The organism is Pseudomonas sp. SJZ080, from assembly GCF_007828295.1.
Lineage (GTDB): Bacteria > Pseudomonadota > Gammaproteobacteria > Pseudomonadales > Pseudomonadaceae > Aquipseudomonas > Aquipseudomonas migulae_A.
Window position 1 is genome coordinate 1 of the sequence record NZ_VIUK01000006.1, and the last position, 25,563, is coordinate 25,563.

The following is a 25,563-nucleotide window of genomic DNA, read 5'->3' on the forward strand; positions in this document are numbered from 1 at the left end:
CGTGCTTCAAGCACCGCGGACTCACAGCTTGCCATCCACCCCTCTCACCCCAGAGCTTATTCCTAGATCTAGACACAAGCGGGCTTGCTCGCGAATGCGTCATAACATTCAACTTCAATGTTGACTGTCGGTCAGCATTCGCGAGCAAGCCCGCTCCCACATTTGTTATGTATTGGCGGTTCGAGATTACTTCGCCGCAGAAACCCGCCACACCTTGTTCCCCACATCATCGGCCACCAGCAAATCACCCTGCTGATCAATCACCACACCCACCGGCCGACCCATGGCTTTCTCTTCGTCATTGAGGAAACCCGTAAGTACATCCACAGGTTGCCCGTTTGGCTTGCCGGTACTGAACGGCACGAATATCACTTTGTAACCACTGTGCGGTTTACGGTTCCACGAACCGTGCTGCCCAATGAACGCGCCTTCCTTGAATTGCGCTGGCAGCGAGTTGCCTTCAGCGAACGTCAGGCCCAGTGACGCGGTGTGCGGGCCGACTGCATAGTCCGGTGCGATGGCTTTGGCGACCAGGTCAGGGTTTTGCGGTTCGACGCGAATGTCGACGTGCTGGCCGTAATAGCTGTAAGGCCAGCCGTAGAACCCGCCGTCCTTCACTGAAGTGATGTAGTCCGGCACCAGGTCGCTGCCGATTTCATCCCGTTCGTTCACAGCAGTCCATAACGCTCCACTCTGCGGTTCCCACGCCATACCGTTGGGGTTGCGCAGGCCGGAGGCGAAGATCCGGTGATTGCCGGTGGCGCGATCCACTTCCCAGATCGCCGCGCGGCCTTCTTCCTGATCCATGCCGTTTTCGGCGACATTGCTGTTGGAACCCACCGTGACGTACAGCTTGCTGCCGTCCTTGCTGGCAATGACGTTTTTGGTCCAGTGGTGATTCAGCGTACCTCCCGGCAGGTCTACCACTTTGATCGGCTGCGACTTGATGGCCGTGTCGCCATTCTCATAGTGGAAACGCAGCAAGCGGTCCGTGTCGGCGACATACAGGTCATTGCCGACCAGCGTCATGCCGAAGGGCGAATTGAGGTTTTCCAGAAACACCGTACGGGTGTCGGCGATGCCGTCATGATCCTTGTCCCGCAACAGTGTAATGCGGTTCGGGCTCGGCACGGCGGCACCGGCGCGTCCCATGACTTTCTTCATGACCCAGCCTTTAACGCCTTTGCCGTCATCGGGTTTTGGCGGCGCGTTGGTTTCGGCGACGAGCACGTCACCGTTCGGCAGCACATACAGCCAGCGCGGGTGATCGAGGCCTTCGGCGAACGCCGCCACCTGAGTGCCCGCGGCGGCGATGGGTTTCGCACCGTCCGGCCAGCCGATCGCCGGGGCGATGTTCACCGTCGGGATCAGGGTTTTGTTCGGTTCGGGCAGTTTGGGCGACGGGCCGGTGCCGTCGGAGACTTGCAGTCTGGAGGTTTCGCCGCAGGCGACGAGCCCTCCGGCGAGGACGATGACGAGAACGAACGGGGGCTTGCGCATGCTGATCTTCCCTAAAAATGCAGTGACCTGATCAGTAGAGAAGCGCAAGCCCGCGATGGTTCAACCGTCAGCCGCGGGCTTCCTTGAACAGCACGGCGATGCCGGGGTGATAGTTGCCCGCTTCATTGCGCAACTTGCGATACGCGTAGGGGAAATACCAGGCGACGGCACAGGTGTGTTCCTTTTGCAGGTCGTCGACCATGTCCTGGAGTTCTTCCGGGGTAGCGCCGTGCTGGGCTTTTTGCGGTGCAACGAACAGGCAGCCGACTTTCAGGTCGCTGGCGTAGCTGATTCGCCTGGCGTCGCTGGTGATATCGGCCAGCGCTTGTGTCAGGTTCAGGCTGTTGACCCGCGGCCAGCGTTGCGTGGCTTGAAGGTAGGCACGCTCTTCGCTGGTGGCGATGAACAGGTCGGCGCGGGCGTTGCGTTCACCTTCCTCGTTCTGTTTGCGGCTGGGGGTCTGTTGCAGCGTGACCATTTCCGCCATCCACGCGGCGGCCGAGAGCAAGCCGAGGTTGGCTTTTTCGTCGTACCAGTAAGGCGTGTCATTATCGCCGCGCACGGCGTTATAACGGTCGATACAGTCAAACCAGCGTTCGAGAACCGGGCGCAGGAATTCCAGCTTCGGATTGCTGATGATCATGCCTTGCATGTGGCTTACCCTTGTTATTGTGATGTGGGGTTGTGGCTCTTTGATATCACTGCTGGAAGTGTGGCACAAGATTGGCGTCAGTAAATTGATCAGCGGCAGTTATTCGCCCGACGGCGTCCCGGCTTTAATTGACGCTCCACCCCCAACCCTCTAACCTTCGCGGCTTGTTTCAGGTGCTCTGTGACCTTGGTCGACAGAGTGAAACAGGGAAGCCGGTGAGTGCGTTCGTTCAATTCAGGAACAATCACGATTCCGGCGCTGCCCCCGCAACGGTAAATGAGTGAAGACTGAGCATTTTTGCCACTGTGTCGATACCGGCATGGGAAGGCGCGCAGTCAGGCGAAACGCCGCTCATGAGCCCGGAGACCGGCCTGATCCATCCAGCGGCATCACGGTGGGCGATGCCAGGCTTCTTGCCGTCTATTCTTGTGCCTGCCCGCCGTTATCCAGCCTCAACGGAGAGCTCCCCCATGACTGATACTCCCGATCGTGACGAACGCCATCTGGCGCGCATGCTGCGCAAAAAAGCCGTGATCGACGAACGCATCGCCAATTCGCCGAATGAATGCGGCCTGCTGCTGGTGCTGACCGGCAATGGCAAAGGCAAAAGCAGCTCGGCGTTCGGCATGCTCGCCCGCTCCATGGGCCACGGCATGCAGTGCGGCGTGGTGCAGTTCATCAAGGGCCGCAACAGCACGGGCGAAGAACTGTTTTTCCGGCGCTTTCCCGAGCAGGTGCGTTTTCATGTGATGGGCGAGGGCTTTACCTGGGAAACCCAGGACCGCCAGCGTGACATCGCCGCCGCCGAAGCCGCCTGGGCCGTTTCCCGTGAATTGTTGCGTGATCCGTCGGTCGGTCTGGTGGTGCTGGATGAATTGAACATCGCCCTCAAGCACGGTTACCTCGATCTTGATCAGGTGCTCAGCGACTTGCAGGCGCGTCCGCCAATGCAGCACGTGGTCGTCACCGGCCGCGGCGCCAAGCCGGAAATGATCGAACTGGCCGACACCGTCACTGAAATGGGCGTCATCAAGCACGCCTTCCAGGCCGGGATCAAAGCGCAAAAAGGCGTCGAGCTGTGAATCAGCCCCGTCATTGCCCGGCGGTCTTGATTGCCGCGCCGGCCTCCGGTCAGGGCAAGACCACCGTCACTGCCGCGCTGGCCCGTTTGCATCGCAATCAGGGGCGCAAGGTGCGCGTGTTCAAATGCGGCCCGGACTTTCTCGATCCGATGATTCTCGAGCGCGCCAGCGGTGCGCCGGTCTATCAACTGGACATGTGGATGGTCGGCGAGCAGGAAAGTCGTCGACTGTTGTGGGAAGCCGCCGGCGAAGCGGATCTGATCCTGATCGAAGGTGTCATGGGCTTGTTCGACGGCACGCCTTCCAGCGCTGACCTGGCGCGGCATTTCGGTGTGCCGGTGCTCGGGGTGATCGACGGCACGGCGATGGCGCAGACCTTCGGCGCGCTGGCGTTGGGGTTGGCGAAGTATCAGCCGGACCTGCCGTTCGCCGGAGTGCTGGCCAACCGTGTGGGCACTTTGCGCCATGCGCAATTGCTTGAAGGCAGCCTCACTGAAGGCTTGCGCTGGTACGGCGCGTTGTCCCGGGAAACCGGGATTGAATTGCCGAGTCGGCACCTCGGCCTGGTCCAGGCCAGTGAATTGAACGATCTCGATCTGCGCCTGGATGCGGCGGCCGATGCCTTGGCCAGCAGTTGCGAAGTCGCGCTGCCACCCGCAGTGGAATTCGCTGCGCCGGACGTGATCGCCGCCGAGCCGTTGTTGGCCGGTGTGCGAATTGCCGTGGCCCGCGACGAAGCCTTCGCATTCACCTACGGCGCAAGTCTGGACTTGCTGCGAGCCATGGGTGCCGAGTTGCTGTTTTTCTCGCCGATCCGCGACGCGCAATTGCCGGAGGCTGACAGCCTCTATCTGCCGGGCGGTTACCCGGAGTTACACCATGTGGCGCTGGCGCAGAACGCCCCGATGCTCAATGCCATCCGCGCTCACCACGCGGCGGGCAAGCCATTGTTGGCCGAGTGTGGCGGGATGTTGTATTTGCTCGATTCGTTGACCGATGTCGAAGGTACTCGCGCAGAGCTGGTCGGTTTGCTGGCCGGTGACGCGGTGATGCAGAAACGGCTGGCGGCACTGGCGTTGCAGGCGGTCGAGTTACCCGAAGGTTCGCTGCGTGGGCATACCTATCACCATTCGTTGACCAGTACCGAACTTGAGCCGATTGCCCGTGGCCTGAGCCCTAACGGCGGGCGGGGTGCGGAAGCGGTTTATCGTGAGGGACGGATGACGGCTTCCTACGTGCATTTTTATTTTCCGTCCAATCCGACGGCTGTTGCCGCGTTGTTTGCGCCTGACCGTGAGGACGCCATCGCGAACACGTCGAATCGTCGCACCGTCGCTCCCACACTGGATCACCTAACCCCTGTGGGAGCGGGCTTGCTCGCGAAGAGGCCATGACCGACAACGCATTCAGTCCGGCCGAACGGGAGGCGGTGTATCGCGCGATAGCCGAGCGCCGAGACATGCGCCACTTCAGCGGTGGCACCGTCGAACCCGAGTTGCTCCGGCGCCTGCTCGAAGCCGCGCATCAGGCCCCAAGCGTCGGCCTGATGCAGCCCTGGCGATTCATCCGCATCAGCGATCGCGCCCTGCGCGGAAAGATCCAGTTGCTGGTGGAAGAAGAACGCATCCGCACCGCCGAAGCCCTCGGCGAACGCACCGACGAATTCATGAAGCTGAAAGTCGAAGGCATCAACGATTGCGCAGAAGTGTTGGTCGCCGCGCTGATGGACGATCGTGAACGCCACATTTTCGGTCGCCGGACCTTGCCGGAAATGGACATGGCCTCGCTGTCCTGCGCAATCCAGAACCTGTGGCTGGCGTCCCGTGCCGAAGGACTCGGCATGGGCTGGGTCTCTTTATTCGAACCGCAAGCCTTGGCCGATCTGCTGGGGTTGCCCGTCGGAGCCAAGCCCTTGGCGATTCTTTGCCTCGGGCCGGTCAAGGAATTCTATCCGGCGCCGATGCTGGTACTCGAAGGCTGGGCGCAGGCGCGTCCGCTAAGTGAATTGCTGTATGAGAATTTTTGGGGAGTGAGTCAATGAGTGTGGCGTTGTTGAGTATCGCCGCAGTTGCGCTGGATGCGCTGCTGGGTGAACCCAGGCGCTGGCATCCGCTGGTGGCGTTCGGCCGTTTTGCCGACCGCATCGAACAACGTTTCAATGGCGGTGGACGCGGCTGGCGCAGCCACGGCGTTACCGCCTGGGTGATCGCGGTCGTGCCGCTGACCTTGCTCGCCACGGCTTTTTCCTGGGCGCCTTATGTCGGCTGGATCGTCGAGATTCTCGCGCTCTATTGCGCGCTCGGCATGCGCAGCCTCGGTGAACACGTCACGCCTGTGGCGAAGGCGCTGCGCAGTGATGATCTGGAGGAAGCGCGCACGCGTGTCGGTTACCTGGTCAGTCGCCAGACCAGTGAACTGGATAAAACCGAAGTCGCTCGTGCCGCCACCGAATCCGTCCTGGAGAACGGCAGTGACGCGGTGTTTGCCGCGCTGTTCTGGTTTGCCGTGGCCGGTGCGCCCGGCGTGGTGCTCTACCGATTGAGCAATACGCTGGATGCGATGTGGGGTTATCGCAACGAGCGCTTCGAACGTTTCGGCTGGGCCGCAGCGAAGATCGACGACGTGCTCAACTATATTCCTGCGCGACTGGTCGCATTGACCTACGCGCTGTTGGGCAAAACCCGACTCGCCCTGAAATGCTGGCGCACCCAGGGCCCGACCTGGGACAGCCCGAACGCCGGTCCGGTGATGGCCGCCGGTGCCGGTGCGCTGGGCGTCGAGTTGGGCGGGGCGGCGATTTATCACGGCGAATTGCATCAGCGTCCGCCGTTGGGCGAAGGCGTGCCGGCGGATGCCGACTCCATTGACCGTGGCTGGCAATTGGTCCAGCGCGGGGTATGGTTATGGCTGCTGATTCTTTGCGTGGGGGCTGAATTCTATGCTTGAACACGGTGGACGGTTGCGCAAGGCCGCGCTCGAATACGGCATCGCCGAAGCCGATTGGCTTGACCTGTCCAGCGGCCTCGCGCCCTGGGCGTTTCCAGTCCCGGACATTCCGTTGCGCGCCTGGGCGCGATTGCCGGAAAGCGATGACGGGCTGGAACAAGCAGCTTGCGATTATTACGGTGCCGCGCAGGCGCTGCCGGTGGCCGGTTCGCAAATGGCGATCCAGTTGCTGCCGCGTTTGCGTCGGGTCGGCAAGGTCGGCGTGCTGTCGCCGTGTTACGCCGAGCACGCCGAAGCGTGGCGCCGTAATGGCTACGTCGTGCGTGAAGTAATGGAGCAGGAGGTCGACTTCTTCCTCGACAGCCTCGACGTGCTGGTGGTGGTCAACCCGAACAATCCCACGGGCCTGAGCCTGACTCCGAGTCGTCTTCTCGATTGGCATTCCAGACTGGCCCAGCGCGGTGGCTGGCTGGTGGTGGACGAAGCGTTCATGGACAACACACCCCAACTGAGCCTGGCGCCGTGTGCCCATCAGGTCGGTTTGATCGTGTTGCGCTCTTTCGGCAAGTTTTTTGGTCTGGCCGGTGTGCGGTTGGGGTTCGTGCTGGCGGAGCGCAAGCTGCTCAAATTGCTCGCCGAGCAAGTCGGGCCCTGGGCCGTCAGCGGACCGACTCGGGTGTTGGGCCAAGCCTGTTTGCAGGATACCGAAGGCCATGCCAGGCAACGCGTGCGTACCGAACAAGCCAGCGAACGTCTGGCGGTGCTGCTGGAAAAACACGGTTTCAAACCTCAGGGTGGTTGTGCGCTGTTTCAGTGGCTGACCACCGATCGCGCCGAAGAACTGCATGAGTTCATGGCCCGGCACGGCATTCTGCTGCGCTTGTTCACCCACAACAGCAGCCTGCGTTTCGGCTTGCCTGGCGAAGAAGCCGACTGGACCCGACTCGATCAAGCGTTCGATGCCTACGCCAAGGAAACCCGATGACTACGTTGATGGTGCAAGGCACCACCTCCGATGCCGGTAAAAGCACACTGGTGACGGCGCTGTGTCGCTGGGTCACGCGCCAGGGCGTACGCGTCGTGCCGTTCAAGCCTCAGAACATGGCGCTCAACAGTGCTGTGACCGCCGACGGTGGCGAGATTGGACGTGCGCAAGCGGTGCAGGCGCAGGCCGCCCATCTCGAACCGCACACCGACATGAACCCGGTGCTGCTCAAACCCAACAGCGACACCGGCGCGCAAGTGATCATTCATGGTCGCGCCGTCACGACGATGAACGCGGTCGCATATCACGACTACAAAGCCATCGCCATGCAAGCGGTACTGGCCTCCCATGCGCGGCTGAGCGCGGCGTATCCGGTGGTCATGGTCGAAGGTGCAGGCTCGCCGGCCGAGATCAATCTGCGTGCCGGCGACATCGCCAACATGGGCTTCGCCGAGGCCGTGGATTGCCCGGTGGTGCTGATCGCCGACATCAATCGCGGTGGGGTCTTCGCGCATTTGGTGGGCACTCTGGAACTGCTGTCGCCGAGCGAGCAGGCACGGGTCAAAGGCTTCATCATCAACCGTTTTCGCGGCGACATCGCCTTGCTGCAACCGGGCCTCGACTGGCTGGAAGCACGTACCGGCAAACCGGTGATTGGCGTTCTGCCTTACGTGATGGACCTGCACCTGGAAGCCGAGGACGGTATCGATCAGCGCCAGACCGACAAGGCCGATCAAGTGTTGAAAGTGGTGGTGCCGGTGTTGCCGCGCATCAGCAACCACACCGATTTCGATCCGCTGCGCCTGCATCCCCAAGTCGACCTGCAATTCATCGGCCCCGGCCAGGCGATTCCGCCCGCTGACCTGATCATTCTTCCCGGCTCGAAAAGCGTGCGCAGCGACCTTGCGTATTTACGCGCCAATGGCTGGGACACCGCCATCGCCCGGCATTTGCGTTACGGCGGAAAAGTCCTGGGTATTTGCGGCGGCCTGCAAATACTCGGCGAGCAGGTGCACGATCCTTTGGGCCTTGAAGGTGCGCCGGGCTCCAGCGCCGGTTTGGGGTTGCTGGCGTTCGAAACGCAACTGGAAGAAGAGAAGCAGTTGCGCAATGTGCGCGGGCGTCTGGCGCTGGAAGATGCGCCGGTCAGCGGCTATGAAATTCATGCCGGCGTCACCACCGGTCCGGCACTGGAAAACGCCGCCGTGCAGTTGGACGATGGCCGTTGCGACGGTGCGCAAAGTGGCGACGGGCAGATTTTCGGCACCTACCTGCATGGCCTGTTCGAATCGCCGGCAGCGTGCAGTGCACTGTTGCGCTGGGCGGGTTTGCAGGATGTACAGGAAGTGGACTACCACGCGCTGCGTGAGCGAGATATTGAGCGGTTGGCGGATTTGGTGGAGAAGCATCTGGATACCCGACTGTTGCGTGAGCTCTGCGGGATTTAAGTTGAACGGACTGGCCCCTTCGCGAGCAAGCCCGCTCCCACATTTGATCGGCGCCGAACATACATTTATGTTCGCTGTAGATCCAGTGTGGGAGCGGGCTTGCTCGCGAAGGCGGCAGTCGCCTCACCGAATATTTTAAGGATGTAACCATGCTGCAACTGATCCTTGGCGGCGCCCGCTCCGGCAAAAGTCGCCTGGCCGAGAAACTCGCGTCCGACAGCCACCTGCCCGTGACCTATATCGCCACCAGCCAACCGCTGGACGGTGAAATGAACGAACGGGTCGCCCATCACCGCGCACGCCGTCCGGCCGAATGGGCGCTGATCGAAGAGCCCGTTGAACTCGCCCGCGTCCTGCGCGAAACCGCCCGAGCCGATCGTTGCCTGCTGGTGGATTGCCTGACCTTGTGGATGACCAATCTACTGATGCTCGATGACACCGGGCGCCTGACCGCCGAGCGTGAAGCCTTGCTGGACTGCCTGGCTGAATTGCCGGGCGAAATCATTTTTGTCAGCAACGAGACCGGAATGGGTGTCGTGCCGCTGGGCGAATTGACTCGCCGCTATGTCGATGAAGCCGGTTGGCTGCATCAAGCCTTGGCCGAGCGCTGTCAGCGAGTCGTCCTGACCGTCGCCGGCCTGCCCCTGACTTTGAAAGGAACTGCGTTATGACCCAATCCTGGTGGCTGAACCCATGCAAGCCGGTTGACGCCCACGCCGTCGAACAGGCCCAGGCGCGGCAACAGCAGCTGACCAAGCCCGCCGGTTCCCTAGGGCGACTCGAGTCGGTGGCGGTGCAATTGGCCGGGTTGCAGGGGCAGGTCAAACCGAGCCTGGATCAGCTGTGGATCGCGATTTTTGCCGGTGACCATGGCGTCGTCGCCGAAGGCGTATCGGCGTTTCCCCAGGAAGTTACCGGGCAGATGCTGCACAACTTTGTCAGCGGTGGCGCGGCGATCAGTGTGCTGGCGCGTCAACTCGGCGCGTCCCTCGAAGTGGTCGACCTCGGCACGGTGACGCCGTCGTTGAATCTGCCGGGCGTGCGCCACTTGAACATCGGTGCCGGCACCGCGAATTTTGTCGACGGCGCGGCCATGACTCAAGCCCAGGGTGAACTTGCCTTGCAGGCCGGTCGCGACAGCGTGCGGCGCGCCATTGCGGCGGGCGCGCAGTTGTTCATCGGCGGCGAGATGGGCATCGGCAACACCACGTCGGCCAGTGCGTTGGCCTGTGCCTTGCTGGATTGTCCGGTGGTGCACCTGGCTGGGCCGGGCACCGGCCTCAACGCGGCAGGCGTCAGTCGTAAGGCTCAGGTCATCGAACGTGCTTTGGCCTTGCACAGCGCTCAGCGTGGCGATGCATTGCAAACCCTGTTCAACCTCGGCGGTTTCGAAATTGCAGCGCTGGTCGGTGCGTATCTGGCGTGTGCCCAGGAAGGCGTGGCGGTGCTGGTGGACGGGTTCATTTGCAGCGTCGCCGCGTTGGTGGCGGTGCGCTTGAATCCTGACTGCCGGCCGTGGCTGTTGTTCGGTCATCGCGGCGCCGAGCCGGGTCATCGCCATGTGCTGGAAACCCTGAACGCCGAACCCTTGCTCGACCTCGGCCTGCGTCTGGGCGAAGGCAGCGGCGCCGCGTTGGCCGTGCCGCTGCTGCGTCTGGCCTGCGACCTTCACGGACAAATGGCGACGTTCGCCGAAGCGGCCGTGGCGGACCGTCCGGCATGACCTTGCGCCTTGACCTGTTGCGCCACGGTGAAACCGAACTCGGCGGCGGCCTGCGCGGCAGCCTCGACGATGCGTTGACAGACACAGGTTGGTCGCAGATGCGCGCGGCGGTGGTCGAGCAGGGACCTTGGGATCGACTGGTCAGTTCGCCGTTGCAACGCTGTGCGCGGTTCGCGCAAGAGCTCGGGGCGCAACTGGGTTTGCCGGTGCAGCTGGATAAAGATCTGCAGGAACTGCATTTCGGTGCGTGGGAAGGGCAAAGCGCGGCGGCGTTGATGGAAACCGATGCCGAAGCGTTGGGCCTGTTCTGGGCCGACCCTTATTCGTTTACGCCACCTCAAGGGGAGCGGGTCGAGGATTTTTCGACCCGGGTATTGGCGGCCGTCGCTCGGTTGCACGAGGCTTATGCGGGCGAACGTGTTTTGGTGATCAGTCATGGCGGCGTCATGCGTTTGTTGCTGGCGCAGGCACGAGGCTTGCCGCGTGAGCAGTTGCTCAACGTTGAAGTTGCGCATGGTGCGCTGTTTTCTCTGAGCGTCGAGACTGGCGTCATCCTCAAGGAAGCGAGCTGACCATGCTGCCGTTCTGGATCGCCCTGCAATTTTTGAGCAGCCTGCCGATTCGTCTGCCGGGCATGCCGGCGCCTCAGGAGTTGGGGCGTTCGCTGCTGTTTTATCCGTTGGTGGGGCTGCTGTTTGGCGCGATTTTGTGGGCGCTGAACGAGGTGTTGTTCGGCACACCGTTGTTACTGCACGCAGCGATGTTGTTGACGGTTTGGGTGTTGCTCAGCGGCGCGTTACACCTCGACGGCCTGGCCGATAGCGCTGATGCCTGGCTCGGTGGATTCGGCGACCGTGAACGCACACTGACGATCATGAAAGATCCGCGCAGCGGTCCGATCGCGGTAGTGACGCTGGTGCTGGTGTTGCTGCTCAAGTTCGCCGCGGTGCTGGCATTGATCGAGCAGCAGCACAGCGTTTTCCTGATCATCGTTCCGTTGATTGGCCGTGCCGCGTTGTTGGGGTTGTTCCTGACCACGCCATATGTGCGGGCCGGTGGTCTGGGGCAGGCGCTGGCGGATCATCTTCCGCGATTGGCGGGCAAGTGGGTGCTGGCGGTCAGTGCGTTGGGTTGTGTGCTGATTGCCGGGCTCAGTGGTGTTTTTGCTGTGGTGTTGGCGGCGCTGGTTTTCGGTTGGCTGCGGCAAGTGATGCTTCGGCGATTGGGCGGGGCGACGGGCGATACGGCGGGGGCGTTGCTGGAATTGCTGGAGGTTGCTGTGCTGGTGGGGCTGGCGTTGGTCTGATGGTTTATGTGCGGGATTTTTCGGCCCCTTCGCGAGCAAGCCCGCTCCCACATTTGTTCTACTGTAAACGCCGGTGATCAAATGTGGGAGCGGGCTTGCTCGCGAAGGCGGTCTGCCAGACACTTCAATACTGTGAACGAACCCCATCTGTAACTTGATTTAACACACTCGCGGGTATATACACGCACCATGCTCGAATCCCAATGTTTATGCATCAACCTGCGTCGCGCCGCCCGTGGCGTCAGCAGGCATTACGACGGCGCACTCGACGGCTTCGGAATCAACGTTGCCCAGTATTCTTTGCTGTGTAATCTGCAGCGTCTGAATGCACCAAGTATTTCCGTCCTGGCGGAAGCCATGGGCCTGGACCGCAGCACCCTCGGTCGCAATCTGCGAGTGCTGGAGGGCGAAGGCCTGGTCAGGCTGGTCGAGGGCGAAGACATGCGCAATCGCATCGTCAAGCTGACCGAGGCCGGCACTGAACGCCTGACTGCGGCTTTGCCAGCCTGGGAGGCGGCGCAACAGCGACTGGTTGACCGATTGGGTGCCGAAAAACGCGAAATCTTGCTGAAGCTGCTGGACGAACTGGCCTGACGCCGGTTTTTCCGATCTTAAGCGGGTATATACCCGCTACCGGAGAATAAGAATGACATCGATGTGGCGTACTTGCGGTTGGGTATTGGTGGGGAGTGCGCTGATCCTTGCGTTGTCTCTGGGAGTGCGACATGGCTTCGGGCTGTTCCTGGCGCCCATGAGTGCCGAATTTGGCTGGGGGCGCGAGACGTTTGCATTTGCCATCGCCTTGCAGAACCTGATCTGGGGACTGGCGCAACCCTTCACCGGCGCGCTGGCCGACCGCTTCGGCGCGGCGAAAGTGGTGCTGGTCGGTGGCGTACTCTACGCATTGGGCCTGGTTTTCATGGGCATGTCGGACTCGGCTGTGACCTTGTCGTTGAGCGCCGGTCTGTTGATCGGTCTCGGTCTGTCGGGCACTTCGTTCTCGGTGATCCTCGGCGTGGTCGGCCGCGCGGTGCCGCCGGAGAAACGCAGCATGGGCATGGGCATTGCCAGTGCCGCCGGCTCCTTCGGCCAGTTCGCCATGTTGCCCGGTACGCTGGGGTTGATCGGCTGGCTCGGCTGGTCGGCGGCATTGCTGGTGCTGGGCCTGCTGGTGGCGCTGATCGTGCCGTTGGTGAGCATGCTCAAGGACAATCCGTTGCCGGTCCTCGGTCATGAGCAAACGCTGACCGAAGCGCTACGCGAAGCCTGTTCTCATTCAGGATTCTGGCTGTTGTCGTTCGGCTTTTTTGTCTGCGGTTTCCAGGTGGTGTTCATCGGCGTGCACTTGCCGGCGTATCTGGTGGACCAGCACCTGCCTGCTTCCGTCGGAACCACCGTGCTGGCGCTGATCGGCTTGTTCAACATCTTCGGGACTTACACAGCAGGCTGGCTCGGCGGACGGATGTCCAAGCCACGTTTGCTTACCGGTCTGTATCTGGTGCGGGCCGTGGTGATTGCGCTGTTTCTGTGGGCGCCGGTCACGACGACCACGGCTTATCTGTTCGGCATGGCCATGGGCTTCCTGTGGCTGTCGACGGTGCCATTGACCAACGGCACCGTGGCGACCTTGTTTGGCGTGCGAAATCTGTCCATGCTCGGTGGGATTGTTTTCCTGTTTCACCAGCTCGGATCATTCCTCGGTGGCTGGTTGGGCGGGGTGGTGTATGACCGGACCGGGAGCTATGACTTGATCTGGCAGGTAGCGATTCTCTTGAGTCTGTTGGCCGCTGCCTTGAACTGGCCGGTGCGTGAGCGGCCGGTGGAGCGCCTGCAAACCCGGATGAGTGCGACATGAACAACCTCTGGCCGCGGATTGCCATAACGGCGGGCGGCGTCTTGCTGCTGTCCCTGGCGTGGTGGGGTTGGCATCAGGGCGGGCTGGCGTTGATGCAATTGGGCATGGGCGCTTGCTAGCATGACGTGAGGGCGAGTAAGTTCGTTTCAGGCGACTTTTCAAGGAGGCATGGACATGCTGATGCGCTGGCTTGCCGTTCCCGCGTTACTGATGGCGTTTACCGGCTTGTCACAAGCCAGCGAGTGCCCGGAGCTGTTGCAAGGCTCGTTGCCCAAGCTGCGCGCCAAGGAAACGATCGACTTGTGCCAGCGCTTCGCCGGTAAACCGCTGGTGGTGGTCAATACCGCGAGCTTTTGTGGTTTCGCCCCGCAGTTCAAAAGCCTGGAGGCGCTGAATCAGCGTTTCAAAGCGCAGGGGCTGGAGGTGATCGGTGTGCCTTCCAATGACTTCAAGCAGGAGTCCAGGGACGCTGAGCAGACCGCCAAGGTGTGCTACGTGGATTATGGCGTGACCTTCACCATGACCGAGCCGCAGAAAGTGCGCGGTGATGACGCGGCTCACCTGTTCCAGGTGCTCGCTGCACAAAGCGATGAGCCCAAGTGGAACTTCTACAAATACGTGGTCGATCGCAAGGGCAAAGTCATTGCCAATTTTTCCAGCCTGACCGAGCCTGATGACCCCAAGTTTATCGAGGCTGTGGAAAAGGCGCTGGCCTCGCAACCCTGATCAATTCCATTTGTAGGAGCCGGCTTGCTGGCGATGAACGATCACGCGGTTTGCCTGCTAACCGCGGCGTCTGGATCGCCAGCAAGCCGGCTCCTACAAAAAAGCCCCGCCTCTGTACAAGAGAGCGGGGCTTTTTGATTCGGGCGGCGAGTGGTTCAGGTTCGCCGGGAATCATTAGAAGCGGTAGGTTGCACCAACACCGAAACCGTTCGCCGAGTTCTCATACTTGGCGGTGTAGTTCTGGTTGCGAGCGTTGGTCTCGTTGATCTTGACCGACTCTTCCATCAGGTACGAATACGCGACGTCGATGGTCAGGTCCTCGGTCGGGCTCCAGCCGGCGCCCAGGCTGAAAATCTTGCGATCGCCAGTCGGGATGCGCGGGGAACGGTTCTCGTTGTTGGTCGGTGCCTGATCGACAGAGAAACCGGTACGCAGGACCCATTGCTTGTTGACCTGATACGAAGCACCGATGGCGTGAGCCCAGGTGTCATGCCAGTTCTGTTCTTCGGTGATGGTGCCGAACTGGGAACGCAGGGCAGCTGGGACGCCTTCGTTCTCGACGGTGATCTCTTTCAGGCGGCTCCAGCGAGTCCAGGTGCTGCCTGCGTAGAGAGTCCATTGATCGTCCAACTGATGAGTCACCGAGAAGTCGACCGACTCAGGCGTGGTGATGTCCAGCGATGCGTCGTACTTCTGGCTCGGGTTCTGACCCTGCAGCGCGAAGAGTTGGTAGTCGACCTTGGTGTTGCCCTCGAGCTTGTATTTCACTTTCGAGTGGTAGGTCAGGCCGACGCGAGTGCTATCGGTGGCTTGAACCAGGATACCGAAGTTGTAGCCAAGAGCAGTGTCGTCACCCTCGATCTTGACTTTGCCGTCTGGACGGGCCTGCGTGGCCGACAGGTTCGATTCCAGGGTGCCGTCAATACGGTTGATGGTCGGACCGAAACCGATCGACACCTTGTCGTTGAAGGCATAGCTGACGGTTGGCTGCACGGTGACGATTTTGACTTCACTCTTGCTACCGAAATAACGGCCGGCAAAGTTGTTCTCGTAGTCGGTCACCAGGCCGAACGGTGCGTATACACCGATACCGAATGCCCAATGGTCATCGATTGGCTTGACGTAGTAACCCATAGGGACGCCCATGAAAGGGACCATGTCACCTTTGTTGGTACCACTATTAGGGCGGGAGCTGGCATCACTGATGTCAGCATGTGCGTCGATAAATGCAACACCACCAGTCACTTGTTCGCGCTTGAGGCGAGCCATGCCGGCAGGGTTTCCAAAAACGGTGGATGCGTCGTCGGCAGCAGAGGATCGCCCGGCAAAACCTGTCCCCATTCCGCTGATGCTTTGTTCGTTGAGGGCAAAACCACTTGCGAAGATTTGGGTGGATGCCACGGCAACGGCAAGGCTAAGGGTGGTTTTGAGCATTACTTTTTTCATTATTAGAACTCCTGGTGATCACCGGGGCGGAAATTACCAACATTTTCGTCCCAGCGCCATAGGCTGTAATGCTTGATTTAGAGCGGTTTTGTAGGACAATCCGACCAAATTCGCGGCATGTTGCGCGATCTTCGGAAAGGGGGATCAGCAGGCGACCTGGTTCAGTGGTGAAACACAAGTTTGCCAGGCATAGGTGAAGTCTCTCAGGCGTCCTTGAGGCTGGAAGGTCTGGCGCCAGATGCGGGCCATTCCCAGCAGGTCGTCTGATTCGGGGAGCGGAGTATTCTGTTCTTCGACCAGCAGCCAGGCGATGGCGGTGGCATAACGCAGGTTGACGGTCAGTTCGAGGTGGGGGCCGCTCAGAAAAGCATGTTGGCTGGCCAAGCCGCGGACCAGGCTGGCGCGTTCCGGATCAAGTGCCAGGTAATGGTCCCAGAGTGCCTGGTGGCGGGGTTCGGCGATTCGGTACAGGCCATGTCCACGGCGATCGTGAAGGGCGGATCCCAGCGCTGACTGACTGGCGGCGATGCCCAGCAGCAGGGATTCGGCGGTTGCGCTATGGCGCCCAAGGTAAATCAATGTCGGACGTATCACATAACGGCACAGTTCGCTGGCAGCGATACCCATAAAACCCTCGAACATGAAGTGGTCGGCGAGTCCTGAAGGTAGCGTTGGCAGCGGGTGGATCGAATCAGGCTCGCCGGAAGCGGCTTGAGCCGCTTGAGTTGAAGTGTAGTGTCATATTCGCGCTGTAAAGGACTGTTTTTAAAATATTTCCGGCGGCCAGTTATAACTGTTATATCGGTTAGTGCTTACGCGGCGGACACGCAAAGAGAAATATCGGGCAATAAAAAGCCCCGCTTTTCAGCGAGGCTTCTGAGGTTTTCAGCCTTTGTGGCGTATCAGGCAACCAGTGCCTGACGGGTACGCTCGATCACGGCCTGCAGCGGCTCGGCGCTGGAGTATTGATCGGGGTACAGGCGTTCGCTGTGACGAGCGATGCCGTGTTCGTTGACCAGTGTGAAGCTGAAGCAGCCTTTGCGAGCGGCCATGATCAGGCAGTTCATTGGTGCAAAAGCATTGGTTAGGGTGCGGATGGCATCCTGGGTGTGGATTTGAGTAGTCATTAATGGGTGTTCCTACAAGCGACACGGATAAGAACCGTGCAAAATTAAAACGTTCCAGTGACGACGACCACCATTGGTCGAACGAAGAACCCGACTGGAACAAAGCAGCCAGTTTGAAGCGCTGATTAAATTGGCGCGCTTGGGCTGGCAGGTAGGTACTTAGGAGGGCAGGCAACACATCAAGGGCAAAGGTTCTGGGCCCGGGGTGAAGATCCTGATCAATTTGCAGGCTGGTTCGGTCAGAGTAAGTGAGCTTCGCAACACCCTTTGCTTTCGATTCAAAGGCAGTGTTGACGCAAGGTTTACCTGGAAACCATCGAGGTGGTCGATCCCGCTTGTTCGGTAGAGGCTTCCTTTGGGAAGGCTGACCGGGAGGATTTGTTCGACCAGAATTGACTTTCAGCTTGGTACTAACGCCGTGGATAATAACGGATTGAATTGCCGAATGGAAGTGTGTTAGCAAAAAACCTCTGCGTGCACGCCGACCCCCAAAGCCTCATTGATGGTCTTGACCCTCCGCTTTGCCCTTCTATAGCCCAAAATCCGACAGTCGGTCGGTCACGTTCATCGGGCCAGCTCAGCCTGGATCAAGGGTTTGCCAAGGTTTATCCCCAGACCGGGTAACAGAATGCGCCGAAAGGGCGCATCGATATAACTGCCGCGAAGGTACTTGTGCACATAAGTTGCGCGCGTTGTCACCCCACTGTCATCTTGCCTTCAAGCACAGTGGGTGCCTGTAACCAAAATTTAAGTCAATGAAAAACATCGCTTTTTTTTACTGGTGAAAAAATCGTCAGTTTGACTGCGAGCCCCATTCCACAGGGCTTTGCGAGAGTTCAGGGGCGGTTGTCCACTGAGTTATCCACAGCTTCTGTGGATTGTCCCGAGCGCTTGCTCTAGCACGGGCGTGCCGGGTTTTTTAGGCTTTACCTGTAAGAAAAAAAGAGTAGAGTGGCGCGCCTTCCGATCTGCCCCACAGTGCTTTATGAAGTTTCGCTCAGTACCAGATTCCGTTACCTCTACACCTCCCCGTGTTCCCCCGCCCAAGCGATTTTCGATGCGTGTGGCCGAGTGGCTGCTCGACAGCCCGCGCCTGGGTGAAAACAGCAACGTCAAACACTTCGCCGGGCGTTTGCTCAAGCAACCGGCCCGCGAAGGTGTGGTGGCTGCGCAAAGCCGTCTCGGCCGGTTGATGTGCCGCGAATGCGGGAATGCCCGGGATCGTCGTATCGGCCAGGACCTTTTGCGTCAGGCCGCGCGGGCAGGGGATCGACGAGCCCAACAGGAACTGGGTCTGATCGAAGACTGAGCTGTCCAAGACCTGACACCTTGGTTAACCTTCAAGCTTTATCGAATGGGCAGGAATGGCGATGGCGATGGACTTGACCAGCATATTGCTCGGTCTGGCGGGAGCTGCACTGCCGTTGTTGGCATTGGCCTGGCAACTTCAGCGCCGGGCGAGCGCCTCGCAGTCGGATGTTGCGCTGCTGGAAGAGCGTCTGGCCATGGCCCAACTGGCCCAGGATGGGTTGAACGCCCAACTCGAATCCTGCCGTGACGAAATCGCTGATCTGGGACTGGCCAACGCCGCCAAACAGGCAGACCTTGCCGCGATGCGCCGTGAAGTCGAACTGTTGCAGATCGAGCGCGATGACGCCCGCGATGCCGCCCACGCCTGGAACATCGAACGCGCCGGCAAAGAGGCTGAGTTGCGGCGTCTGGACGCCCAGGCCGCCTCCCTCAACGCCGAGCTGCGCGAGCAGCAGGAAAGCCATCAGCAGCGCCTCAACGACCTGCAAGGCTCGCGAGACGAATTGCGTGCCCAGTTCGCCGAACTGGCGGGCAAGATCTTCGACGAGCGCGAGCAGCGTTTCGCTGAAACCAGTCAGCAGCGTCTGGGCCAGTTGCTCGATCCTCTGAAGGAACGCATCCAGTCGTTTGAAAAACGTGTCGAGGAAAGTTATCAGGCCGAGGCGCGTGAGCGCTTCTCGCTGGCCAAGGAGCTGGAGCGCCTGCAACAACTGAACCTGCGCCTGAGCGACGAAGCCACCAACCTGACCCGCGCCTTGAAAGGCCAGAAAACCCAGGGTAACTGGGGCGAGCTGATTCTTGAACGGGTGCTTGAGCACGCCGGCCTCGAGAAGGGGCGCGAGTATCAGACCCAGGTCAATCTCAAAGGTCCGGACGGTGAGCGGTTCCAGCCAGACGTGATTATCTATTTGCCGGGTGACAAGCAGGTGGTGGTCGACTCCAAGGTCAGCCTGACGGCTTATCAGCAATACGTAGCGGCGGAAGACGATGCCATTGGCCAGATCGCCATCAAGCAGCACGTGCTGTCGTTACGCACTCACGTCAAAGGCCTGGCCGGCAAGGATTACAAGCGACTCGACGGTTTGCACAGCCTGGATTTCGTCTTGCTGTTCGTGCCCATCGAAGCGGCATTTTCCGCGGCGTTGCAGGCGGAGCCAACCCTGTTTCAGGAAGCCTTCGACCGCAACATCGTGATCGTCAGCCCGACCACGTTGCTGGCCACCCTGCGTGTCATCGACAGCCTGTGGAAGCAGGAGCGTCAGAGTCAGAATGCCCGGGAAATCGCCGAGCGGGCAGGGTGGCTGTACGACAAGTTCGTGTTGTTCATTCAGGACCTGGATGAAGTCGGCAATCGCTTGCAGCAACTGGACAAGGCCTACAGTTCTGCGCGCAACAAGCTGACAGAAGGCCGCGGCAATCTGGTCAGTCGCAGCGAGCAGCTCAAGTTGCTGGGCGCGCGAGCGAGCAAAAGTCTGCCGGCGGATCTGCTGGAGCGGGCGATGACCGATGTCGATGGGTTGGCCGAGTTGCCTGAGTAAGATCAAAAGATCGCAGCTACAACGGCAAATGCCGACTCAACAACGCCCGCAACGCCGCCGGTTTCACCGGTTTCGCCAGATAATCCAACCCCGCCGCATGCACCTGAGCCACCGTTTCCGGGTGCCCATCGGCGCTGATCACCACGCCAGGTACCGGCTCGCCCAAGCGGGTCCGTAACCAGGCCATCAAGTCAGTCCCGGTCTCGCCATCGTCCAGGTGATAATCCACCAGCGCCAGTTGCGGACGCATGCCATTGTTCAGCAGCGCCGCGCATTCGTCGCGATTGCGCGCCGTCCAGACCTGACAACCCCAGCGGGTCAGCAAACTGTTCATGCCGATGAGGATGCTGTCTTCGTTGTCGATGCATAGCACCTGCGCGCCGCTCATGAGTTTGCCGTTGAGCTCGGTGACGTTGGCCGGTGCCGGGATTTGCGCCTTGGCCAACGGCACGCTGACGCTGAATACACTGCCGCGCCCCGGCCAGGAGCGTACTTGCAGGGTGTGACCGAGAACGCGACACAGTCCATCGGCAATCGCCAGTCCCAGGCCCAAACCTTTCTCGGCATGGGTCTGGTGGCTGTCCAGGCGCTTGAATTCTTCGAATATCACTTTCAGTTTGTCTTGCGCTATCCCCGGCCCTCGGTCCCAGACTTCCAGGCTCAGTTCACCCTTGTGCCGACGAACCCCCAACAGCACCGGCCCCTTGCCGTAGCGGAAGGCGTTGGTCAGGAAATTCTGCAAGATCCGTCGCAACAGTTTGATGTCACTGTCGATCCGCAACGCGCTGCCTCGAACCCTGAATTTGAGCCCTTGGTCCCGGGCCAGCGCCTTGAATTCTGCGCCGAGCGTGTCGAACAGTTCATTGAGCACGAACGGCTTCGGATCCGGGTTGATCTTGCCGTTTTCCAGGCGGGAAATGTCCAGCAGGTCGCTGATCAGGTCTTCGGCCGAGCGCAATGACGAATCCAGGTGATGGACCAGTTTCTGCGCTTCGCTGGACAAGCCGTCGTCCTGATGGGACAGGGCTGCAGAAAACAGTCGCGCGGCGTTCAGCGGTTGCATCAGGTCATGACTGACCGCCGTGAGGAAACGGGTTTTCGACTGGTTGGCCAACTCGGCGGTGCCCTTGGCTTCGGTGAGTGCCACGTTCAGTTGCGACAGCTCGTGCGTGCGCTCCGTGACTCGCCGCTCCAGGCCTTCGTTAGCTTCGGTCAGCGCCTGCTCGGCTTCGCGGAACGCGGTGATGTCGGTAAAACTCATGACGAAACCGCCACCCGGCATCGGGTTGCCGATCAACTCGATCACACGGCCATTGGGGAACAGTCGTTCAGAGGTGTGGGCGCGGCCCTGACGCATCCAGTGCAAACGTCGGGCGACGTGCACTTCGGCTTCGCCAGGACCGCACAGACCGCGTTCGGCGTTGTAGCGAATGATGTCGGCAATCGGCCGGCCGACGCTGATCAAGCCGTCCGGGTAGTTGAACAGCTCCAGATAACGCCGGTTCCACGCCACCAGTCGCAATGACTGGTCGACCACGCTGATGCCTTGCGTGATGTTTTCGATCGCACCTTGCAGCAATGCGCGATTGAACTGCAGCACTTCCGAGGCTTCGTCGGCGATTCGGACGACATCCTCGAGTTGCATCTCCCGACCTTCGATGGCGGCTTTTACCACGGCACGTGTCGAAGAGGCGCCGAGAACACCGGCCAGCAAGCGTTCGGTGTGGGCGATCCATTCACCGTCGGCGTTCTGGTTCGGGTTGAAGCCTTTGCCCTGGCGATAGGCGAAACGGATAAAACTCTGACGGGCGCGTTCTTCACCGACAAACCGTGCGGCCAGTTGCAGCAGGTCGTCGATTTGCACCGCCAGCATCGAGCGGGCGCTGGGGCGGGCACTGATTTCCTGGCCGATGAAACGGCCAGCCTGCCAGTGTTCCGAAACCCGTGTGCGCGAAAGCACCGATACCCACGCGAACAAGGTGAAGTTGGCCGCCAGTGACAACACCACGCCTTGGGTCAGCGGGGTGAGCGGCAGGTTCAGCGGGTTGCTGTGCAGCCAGGCCAGGCCGGGGAAACTGCTCAACGACAAACCGAGGCTGTGGGCGGCAATTGGCAGAATCAGCGTGTAGAACCACAGGAATGTCCCGGCGGCGAGGCCGGCGAACACGCCGCGGCGGTTAGCCTGTTTCCAGTACAGCGCGCCGAGCATGGCCGGTGCCAGTTGGGTCACGGCGGCGAAGGCGATCTGGCCGATGGTCGCCAGGCTCGCGGTGGAGCCCAGCAGGCGATAGCTGACATAGGCCAGCAGCAGAATCACCACGATGCTGACGCGGCGGACCGAAAGCATCCACTGGCGGAACACTTCGAACGGCCGCTCGGCGTTATTGCGGCGTAGCAACCAAGGCAACAGCATGTCGTTGGAAACCATGGTCGACAACGCAACGCTGGCCACGATCACCATGCCGGTCGCCGCCGAGGCACCGCCGATAAAGGCCAGCATCGCCAGCGCGGGGTGGGCTTGGGCCAGTGGCAGGCTGATGACGAACGAGTCCGGCAACACCGAGCTGGGCAGCAGCATCTGACCGGCCAAAGCGATCGGGACGACAAACAAGGCCGCCAGCGCCAGGTACGCCGGGAAGACCCACTTGGCCAGGCGCAAATCCTGTGGGTCGATGTTTTCCACCACCGTCACGTGGAACTGCCGGGGCAGGCAGATGATTGCCATCATCGCCACGCCGGTCTGCACCACCATCGACGGCCAATTGATGGTTTCCTTCCAATACGCTTCGAGGCGCGGTGCGAGCATTGCCTGATCGAACAGGTCGTCGAAACCGTCGTACAGGCCGTAGGTCACGAACGCGCCGACCGCCAGAAACGCGAACAGCTTGACCAGCGACTCGAACGCAATCGCCAGCACCATGCCGCGGTGGTGTTCGGTGGCGTCGAGGTTGCGCGTGCCAAACACAATGGTGAACAACGCGAGCACCAGCGACACGATCAACGCCGTGTCCTGGGCGCGAGTGCCCATGGCGTCGGCACCGGCACCGATCAGCAGGTTCACCCCGAGCACGATGCCCTTGAGCTGCAACGCGATGTAGGGCAGCACGCCGACCAGGCAGATCAACGCCACGACAACCGCCAGTGACTGGGATTTGCCATAACGGGCGGCGATGAAGTCGGCAATGGAGGTGATGTTCTCCTGCTTGCTGATCATCACCATTTTTTGCAGGACCCACGGTGCGCAGACCAACAGCAGGATCGGCCCGAGGTAGATCGGCAGGAACGACCAGAGTTGTTCGGCGGCCTGGCCGACGGCGCCAAAGAACGTCCAGCTGGTGCAATAGACCGCCAGCGACAGGCTGTACACCCAGGCGCGCACCCGCGGCGGCAACGGCGCACTGCGACGGTCACCGTAGAAAGCGATGGCGAACATGATGGCCATATAGGCCAGGGCGACGGCGGCGATCAGCCCGCTGGACAGCGACATGGGAACTCCAGACAAAAGACACCCGGGACTCCCGCCCGGACAGACAGTCTCGCACGACCGTCCAAGTTAGTCAGTGTCGACCAAGGTCGTGGCGTGGTGGGGTGTCGCAGGCGGTGGGGCAGATGTCTCTGAGGTGTTTTTTTGGGCCCCTTCGCGAGCAAGCCCGCTCCCACATTCGACTGCATTCTTATGGGAAAACTCGGTTGAATGTGGGAGCGGGCTTGCTCGCGAAGGGGTCTCACTGACTCAACGCAATTTCGATCAACCTATGCAGCTCCTCAACCTCCAGCGGTGCCTTCGAAAACAGAATGCGAAACACCGAAGGCGCCGCTACCAGATTGATCAGTCGGTCAACACTCGGTTTCGGCTGGTCAGGATAGCGATCCAGAATCGTCTGCAACTGCCCGCCAATGAGCGTCGCGCAAAAGCCCGGTGTCAGACTCGATTGCACATCGCGCAACATGTTGCGGCCAGGTTCGGAACTCATTTCGTCCAGGTACTGCTCCGCCCACGCCCGCACATCTCCGCGCAGGCTGCCGGTGTTGGCCGGCTCACTGTCGGGCTGCATGCGCGCAAGGGCGACATCTGCCAGCAACGCCGATAAATCGCCCCAGCGCCGGTAAATGGTCGACGGTGTAACGCCCGCACGTGCAGCGATTTGCGGGACGGTCACGGTGGCGCGGTCCTGTTCTTCAAGGAGCGCTCGGACGGCCGAATGAATTGACTCTTGCACCCGGGCACTGCGGCCGCCGGGGCGTAAACCTTCTTTAATAGCCATGCATCGGACCTTAACACAAAGAATTTGCTTTAAGCGTTAGCGAGTAGCACACTCCGCAAAAGCAAAAAATTAGCTTTTGTGGGGGTGTGCGCATGTCGAATAAAGCTTCCAACCGTTCAATCCTGTGGTTTCTGGCGATCACTTTACTGAGTTTTCTCGCCGCTTCCACGGCGCCGACGCCGTTGTATCACTTGTATCAGGAGCAGCTGCAATTCTCGGCAGCGACCCTGACCGTGATTTTTGGCGTCTACGCCATCAGTTTGCTGGCGGCGCTGCTGACGGTCGGTTCGCTTTCGGATCATCTGGGGCGCAAGCCGGTCATTTTCACGGCCGTCATACTTAATCTGCTGGCGATGCTGCTGTTTATCAATGCGGACAGCGTGGCGTGGTTGATCAGTGCGCGGGTCCTTCAGGGTTTTGCCACCGGGATGGCCACCGCCGTATTGAGCGCCGCGCTACTGGACACCGATCGTCAGCAGGGGCCGCTGGTCAACAGCGTTGCGCCGCTGCTCGGCATGGCGATTGGTGGCATGGGCTGCGGCTTGCTGGCCGAGTTTGCGCCGCTGCCGTTGCAGTTGACCTATTGGGTGCTGATTGCGCTGTTTGTGATGCAGGCGCTGTACGTCTGGCGCCTGCCAGAAAGCGTCAGTCCGCAACCGGGGGCATGGGCCTCGTTGCGTCCAACCCTGCATGTGCCGACGCAGGCGCGCGCCACCTTGTGGCGGGTGTTGCCGCTGAATCTCTCGACCTGGGCGCTCGGCGGTTTTTATGCCTCGCTCTCGCCCTTGCTGCTACGCACGGCCACCGGCTCGACCTCGAATCTGATAGGTGGGGCGGCAGTCGCAGCATTGACCCTGACCGGCGCGCTGATGATCTTTACCCTGCGTCACCAACCCGCCGCGAAGGCGCTGCGGTTGGGCGGTACGTTCCTGCCAACGGGCGTCGTGTTGCTTTTGCTGGGTGTGCACAGCGCAAGCCTGCCTTTGTTTTTCCTTGGCACGCTGGTGGCCGGTTGCGGATTCGGCGCCGGTTTCCTTGGCTCAGTGCGCAGTCTGGTACCCCTGGCGCTGCCCCATGAGCGGGCAGGGTTGATGTCGGCATTTTATGTGCTCAGTTACCTGGCGTTCTGTTTGCCGTCGTTGCTGGCGGGGAGTCTGACGCGGACGTTTGGCCTGGTGGCGACCACCGATGGTTATGGCGTGGTGCTGATCATCCTGTCTGTCGGTGCGTTACTCGGGTTGATGCGTCAGCAGTCCATCAAAGTCTGTAGCGTCGATGTTTAATGATCGCTAGCCTTGGCAGCGCCATTCATCTCGACGGACCGTCCATGAAAATCATCCGCAGCCAATCCTTCACTGCCGACCGTGCCTGGGGGGCGCTCGACATCGCCAACATGAACGGCATCACCACCCGCTTGCACTGGACCGATCAGCCCTACAAATGGCACATCAATGACGGCCAGGAAGTGTTCGTCGTGCTCGATGGTCAGGTGCACATGCATTACCGCGAAGAGGGTCTGGAGAAAGAGGTGGTGTTGAGCGTAGGAGATATCTTTTACGCCTCCGTGGGCACCGAGCATGTGGCGCATCCGTTGGGGGTGGCGAGGATATTGGTGATCGAATCGGAAGGCAGTGTCTGATGGCGTATCGGCAA

The 25,563-nt window shown here is 60.6% G+C and carries 25 protein-coding genes and 1 riboswitch; of the genes, 18 read left to right on the plus strand and 7 right to left on the minus strand.

Annotated features, from left to right (window positions below; all coding sequences use genetic code 11):
* Positions 1–186: 186 nt before the first annotated feature.
* Both FBY04_RS10370 and FBY04_RS10375 read right to left on the minus strand, forming a co-directional pair.
* A complete protein-coding gene (locus FBY04_RS10370; protein ID WP_145315161.1) occupies positions 187–1,500 on the minus strand; it encodes a sorbosone dehydrogenase family protein in 1,314 nt (437 codons plus the stop codon).
* Positions 1,501–1,567: 67 nt separating this feature from the next.
* Positions 1,568–2,152, minus strand: a complete 585-nt coding sequence (locus tag FBY04_RS10375) for a hypothetical protein (RefSeq protein WP_145315162.1) — start codon at positions 2,150–2,152, stop codon at positions 1,568–1,570.
* Between the two features lie 154 nt (positions 2,153–2,306).
* A riboswitch (cobalamin riboswitch) is annotated at positions 2,307–2,542 on the plus strand.
* An 80-nt stretch (positions 2,543–2,622) separates the two neighbouring features.
* Here FBY04_RS10375 and cobO point away from each other — a divergent pair.
* From cobO to FBY04_RS10440, 14 genes are all read left to right on the plus strand, one after another.
* Entirely contained in the window at positions 2,623–3,234 is a 612-nt protein-coding gene (gene cobO, locus FBY04_RS10380; protein ID WP_084322350.1) for a cob(I)yrinic acid a,c-diamide adenosyltransferase, read from the plus strand.
* Positions 3,231–4,628, plus strand: coding sequence for a cobyrinate a,c-diamide synthase (locus tag FBY04_RS10385; RefSeq protein WP_145315163.1), 1,398 nt, complete (start codon positions 3,231–3,233; stop codon positions 4,626–4,628). Before cobO ends, FBY04_RS10385 begins: the two co-directional genes overlap by 4 nt.
* Positions 4,625–5,275 (plus strand): 5,6-dimethylbenzimidazole synthase, encoded by a 651-nt coding sequence (gene bluB, locus FBY04_RS10390; protein WP_145315164.1) that lies wholly within the window; start codon positions 4,625–4,627, stop codon positions 5,273–5,275. Before FBY04_RS10385 ends, bluB begins: the two co-directional genes overlap by 4 nt.
* Positions 5,272–6,180 (plus strand): adenosylcobinamide-phosphate synthase CbiB, encoded by a 909-nt coding sequence (gene cbiB / locus FBY04_RS10395; protein ID WP_145315165.1) that lies wholly within the window; start codon positions 5,272–5,274, stop codon positions 6,178–6,180. Before bluB ends, cbiB begins: the two co-directional genes overlap by 4 nt.
* Positions 6,173–7,165 (plus strand): threonine-phosphate decarboxylase CobD, encoded by a 993-nt coding sequence (gene cobD / locus FBY04_RS10400; RefSeq protein WP_084322354.1) that lies wholly within the window; start codon positions 6,173–6,175, stop codon positions 7,163–7,165. Before cbiB ends, cobD begins: the two co-directional genes overlap by 8 nt.
* Complete coding sequence (locus FBY04_RS10405) at positions 7,162–8,613, plus strand: cobyric acid synthase (protein WP_145315166.1); 1,452 nt, start codon at positions 7,162–7,164, stop codon at positions 8,611–8,613. The genes cobD and FBY04_RS10405 overlap by 4 nt, the downstream gene beginning before the upstream one ends.
* A gap of 149 nt (positions 8,614–8,762) precedes the next feature.
* Positions 8,763–9,284 (plus strand): bifunctional adenosylcobinamide kinase/adenosylcobinamide-phosphate guanylyltransferase, encoded by a 522-nt coding sequence (gene cobU / locus FBY04_RS10410; protein ID WP_145315167.1) that lies wholly within the window; start codon positions 8,763–8,765, stop codon positions 9,282–9,284.
* Positions 9,281–10,336: a nicotinate-nucleotide--dimethylbenzimidazole phosphoribosyltransferase gene (cobT, locus tag FBY04_RS10415; protein ID WP_145315168.1), complete on the plus strand. Its 1,056-nt coding sequence runs from the start codon at positions 9,281–9,283 to the stop codon at positions 10,334–10,336. Before cobU ends, cobT begins: the two co-directional genes overlap by 4 nt.
* Positions 10,333–10,908, plus strand: a complete 576-nt coding sequence (cobC, locus tag FBY04_RS10420; RefSeq protein WP_145315169.1) for an alpha-ribazole phosphatase family protein — start codon at positions 10,333–10,335, stop codon at positions 10,906–10,908. Before cobT ends, cobC begins: the two co-directional genes overlap by 4 nt.
* 2 nt (positions 10,909–10,910) lie before the next feature.
* Positions 10,911–11,642 (plus strand): adenosylcobinamide-GDP ribazoletransferase, encoded by a 732-nt coding sequence (locus FBY04_RS10425; RefSeq protein ID WP_145315170.1) that lies wholly within the window; start codon positions 10,911–10,913, stop codon positions 11,640–11,642.
* Between the two features lie 189 nt (positions 11,643–11,831).
* Complete coding sequence (locus FBY04_RS10430) at positions 11,832–12,236, plus strand: MarR family winged helix-turn-helix transcriptional regulator (RefSeq protein ID WP_084322360.1); 405 nt, start codon at positions 11,832–11,834, stop codon at positions 12,234–12,236.
* 52 nt (positions 12,237–12,288) lie between these two features.
* The gene (locus FBY04_RS10435; RefSeq protein WP_084322361.1) at positions 12,289–13,497 is read left to right on the plus strand and encodes an MFS transporter; all 1,209 of its coding nucleotides are present in this window, start codon (positions 12,289–12,291) and stop codon (positions 13,495–13,497) included.
* Positions 13,494–13,616 (plus strand): hypothetical protein, encoded by a 123-nt coding sequence (locus FBY04_RS32665; protein ID WP_256666840.1) that lies wholly within the window; start codon positions 13,494–13,496, stop codon positions 13,614–13,616. Before FBY04_RS10435 ends, FBY04_RS32665 begins: the two co-directional genes overlap by 4 nt.
* A 55-nt stretch (positions 13,617–13,671) precedes the next feature.
* Complete coding sequence (locus FBY04_RS10440) at positions 13,672–14,223, plus strand: glutathione peroxidase (RefSeq protein WP_145315171.1); 552 nt, start codon at positions 13,672–13,674, stop codon at positions 14,221–14,223.
* Positions 14,224–14,397: 174 nt separating this feature from the next.
* Here FBY04_RS10440 and FBY04_RS10445 read toward each other — a convergent pair whose 3' ends face one another.
* The 3 genes from FBY04_RS10445 to FBY04_RS10455 form a co-directional block, all read right to left on the minus strand.
* A complete protein-coding gene (locus tag FBY04_RS10445) occupies positions 14,398–15,669 on the minus strand; it encodes an OmpP1/FadL family transporter (protein ID WP_084322363.1) in 1,272 nt (423 codons plus the stop codon).
* 144 nt (positions 15,670–15,813) lie between these two features.
* Entirely contained in the window at positions 15,814–16,296 is a 483-nt protein-coding gene (locus FBY04_RS10450; protein ID WP_084322391.1) for a hypothetical protein, read from the minus strand.
* 275 nt (positions 16,297–16,571) lie between these two features.
* Positions 16,572–16,796 (minus strand): hypothetical protein, encoded by a 225-nt coding sequence (locus FBY04_RS10455; RefSeq protein WP_008031832.1) that lies wholly within the window; start codon positions 16,794–16,796, stop codon positions 16,572–16,574.
* Positions 16,797–17,781: 985 nt separating this feature from the next.
* Here FBY04_RS10455 and FBY04_RS10465 point away from each other — a divergent pair.
* Complete coding sequence (locus tag FBY04_RS10465) at positions 17,782–18,105, plus strand: sel1 repeat family protein (RefSeq protein ID WP_145315172.1); 324 nt, start codon at positions 17,782–17,784, stop codon at positions 18,103–18,105.
* Positions 18,106–18,280: 175 nt separating this feature from the next.
* Positions 18,281–19,645 (plus strand): DNA recombination protein RmuC, encoded by a 1,365-nt coding sequence (rmuC, locus tag FBY04_RS10470; protein ID WP_178118273.1) that lies wholly within the window; start codon positions 18,281–18,283, stop codon positions 19,643–19,645.
* Between the two features lie 16 nt (positions 19,646–19,661).
* Here the strand turns inward: rmuC and FBY04_RS10475 are convergent, their stop codons facing one another.
* A complete protein-coding gene (locus FBY04_RS10475; protein WP_145315174.1) occupies positions 19,662–23,132 on the minus strand; it encodes a hybrid sensor histidine kinase/response regulator in 3,471 nt (1,156 codons plus the stop codon).
* 238 nt (positions 23,133–23,370) lie between these two features.
* Positions 23,371–23,910, minus strand: a complete 540-nt coding sequence (locus tag FBY04_RS10480) for a TetR/AcrR family transcriptional regulator (RefSeq protein WP_084322367.1) — start codon at positions 23,908–23,910, stop codon at positions 23,371–23,373.
* Positions 23,911–24,002: 92 nt separating this feature from the next.
* Between FBY04_RS10480 and FBY04_RS10485 the strand changes: the two genes are divergently transcribed.
* Together FBY04_RS10485 and FBY04_RS10490 are read left to right on the plus strand one after the other, a co-directional pair.
* Positions 24,003–25,193 (plus strand): MFS transporter, encoded by a 1,191-nt coding sequence (locus tag FBY04_RS10485; protein ID WP_145315175.1) that lies wholly within the window; start codon positions 24,003–24,005, stop codon positions 25,191–25,193.
* A 44-nt stretch (positions 25,194–25,237) separates the two neighbouring features.
* Entirely contained in the window at positions 25,238–25,549 is a 312-nt protein-coding gene (locus FBY04_RS10490; protein WP_084322392.1) for a cupin domain-containing protein, read from the plus strand.
* Positions 25,550–25,563: the final 14 nt, after the last annotated feature.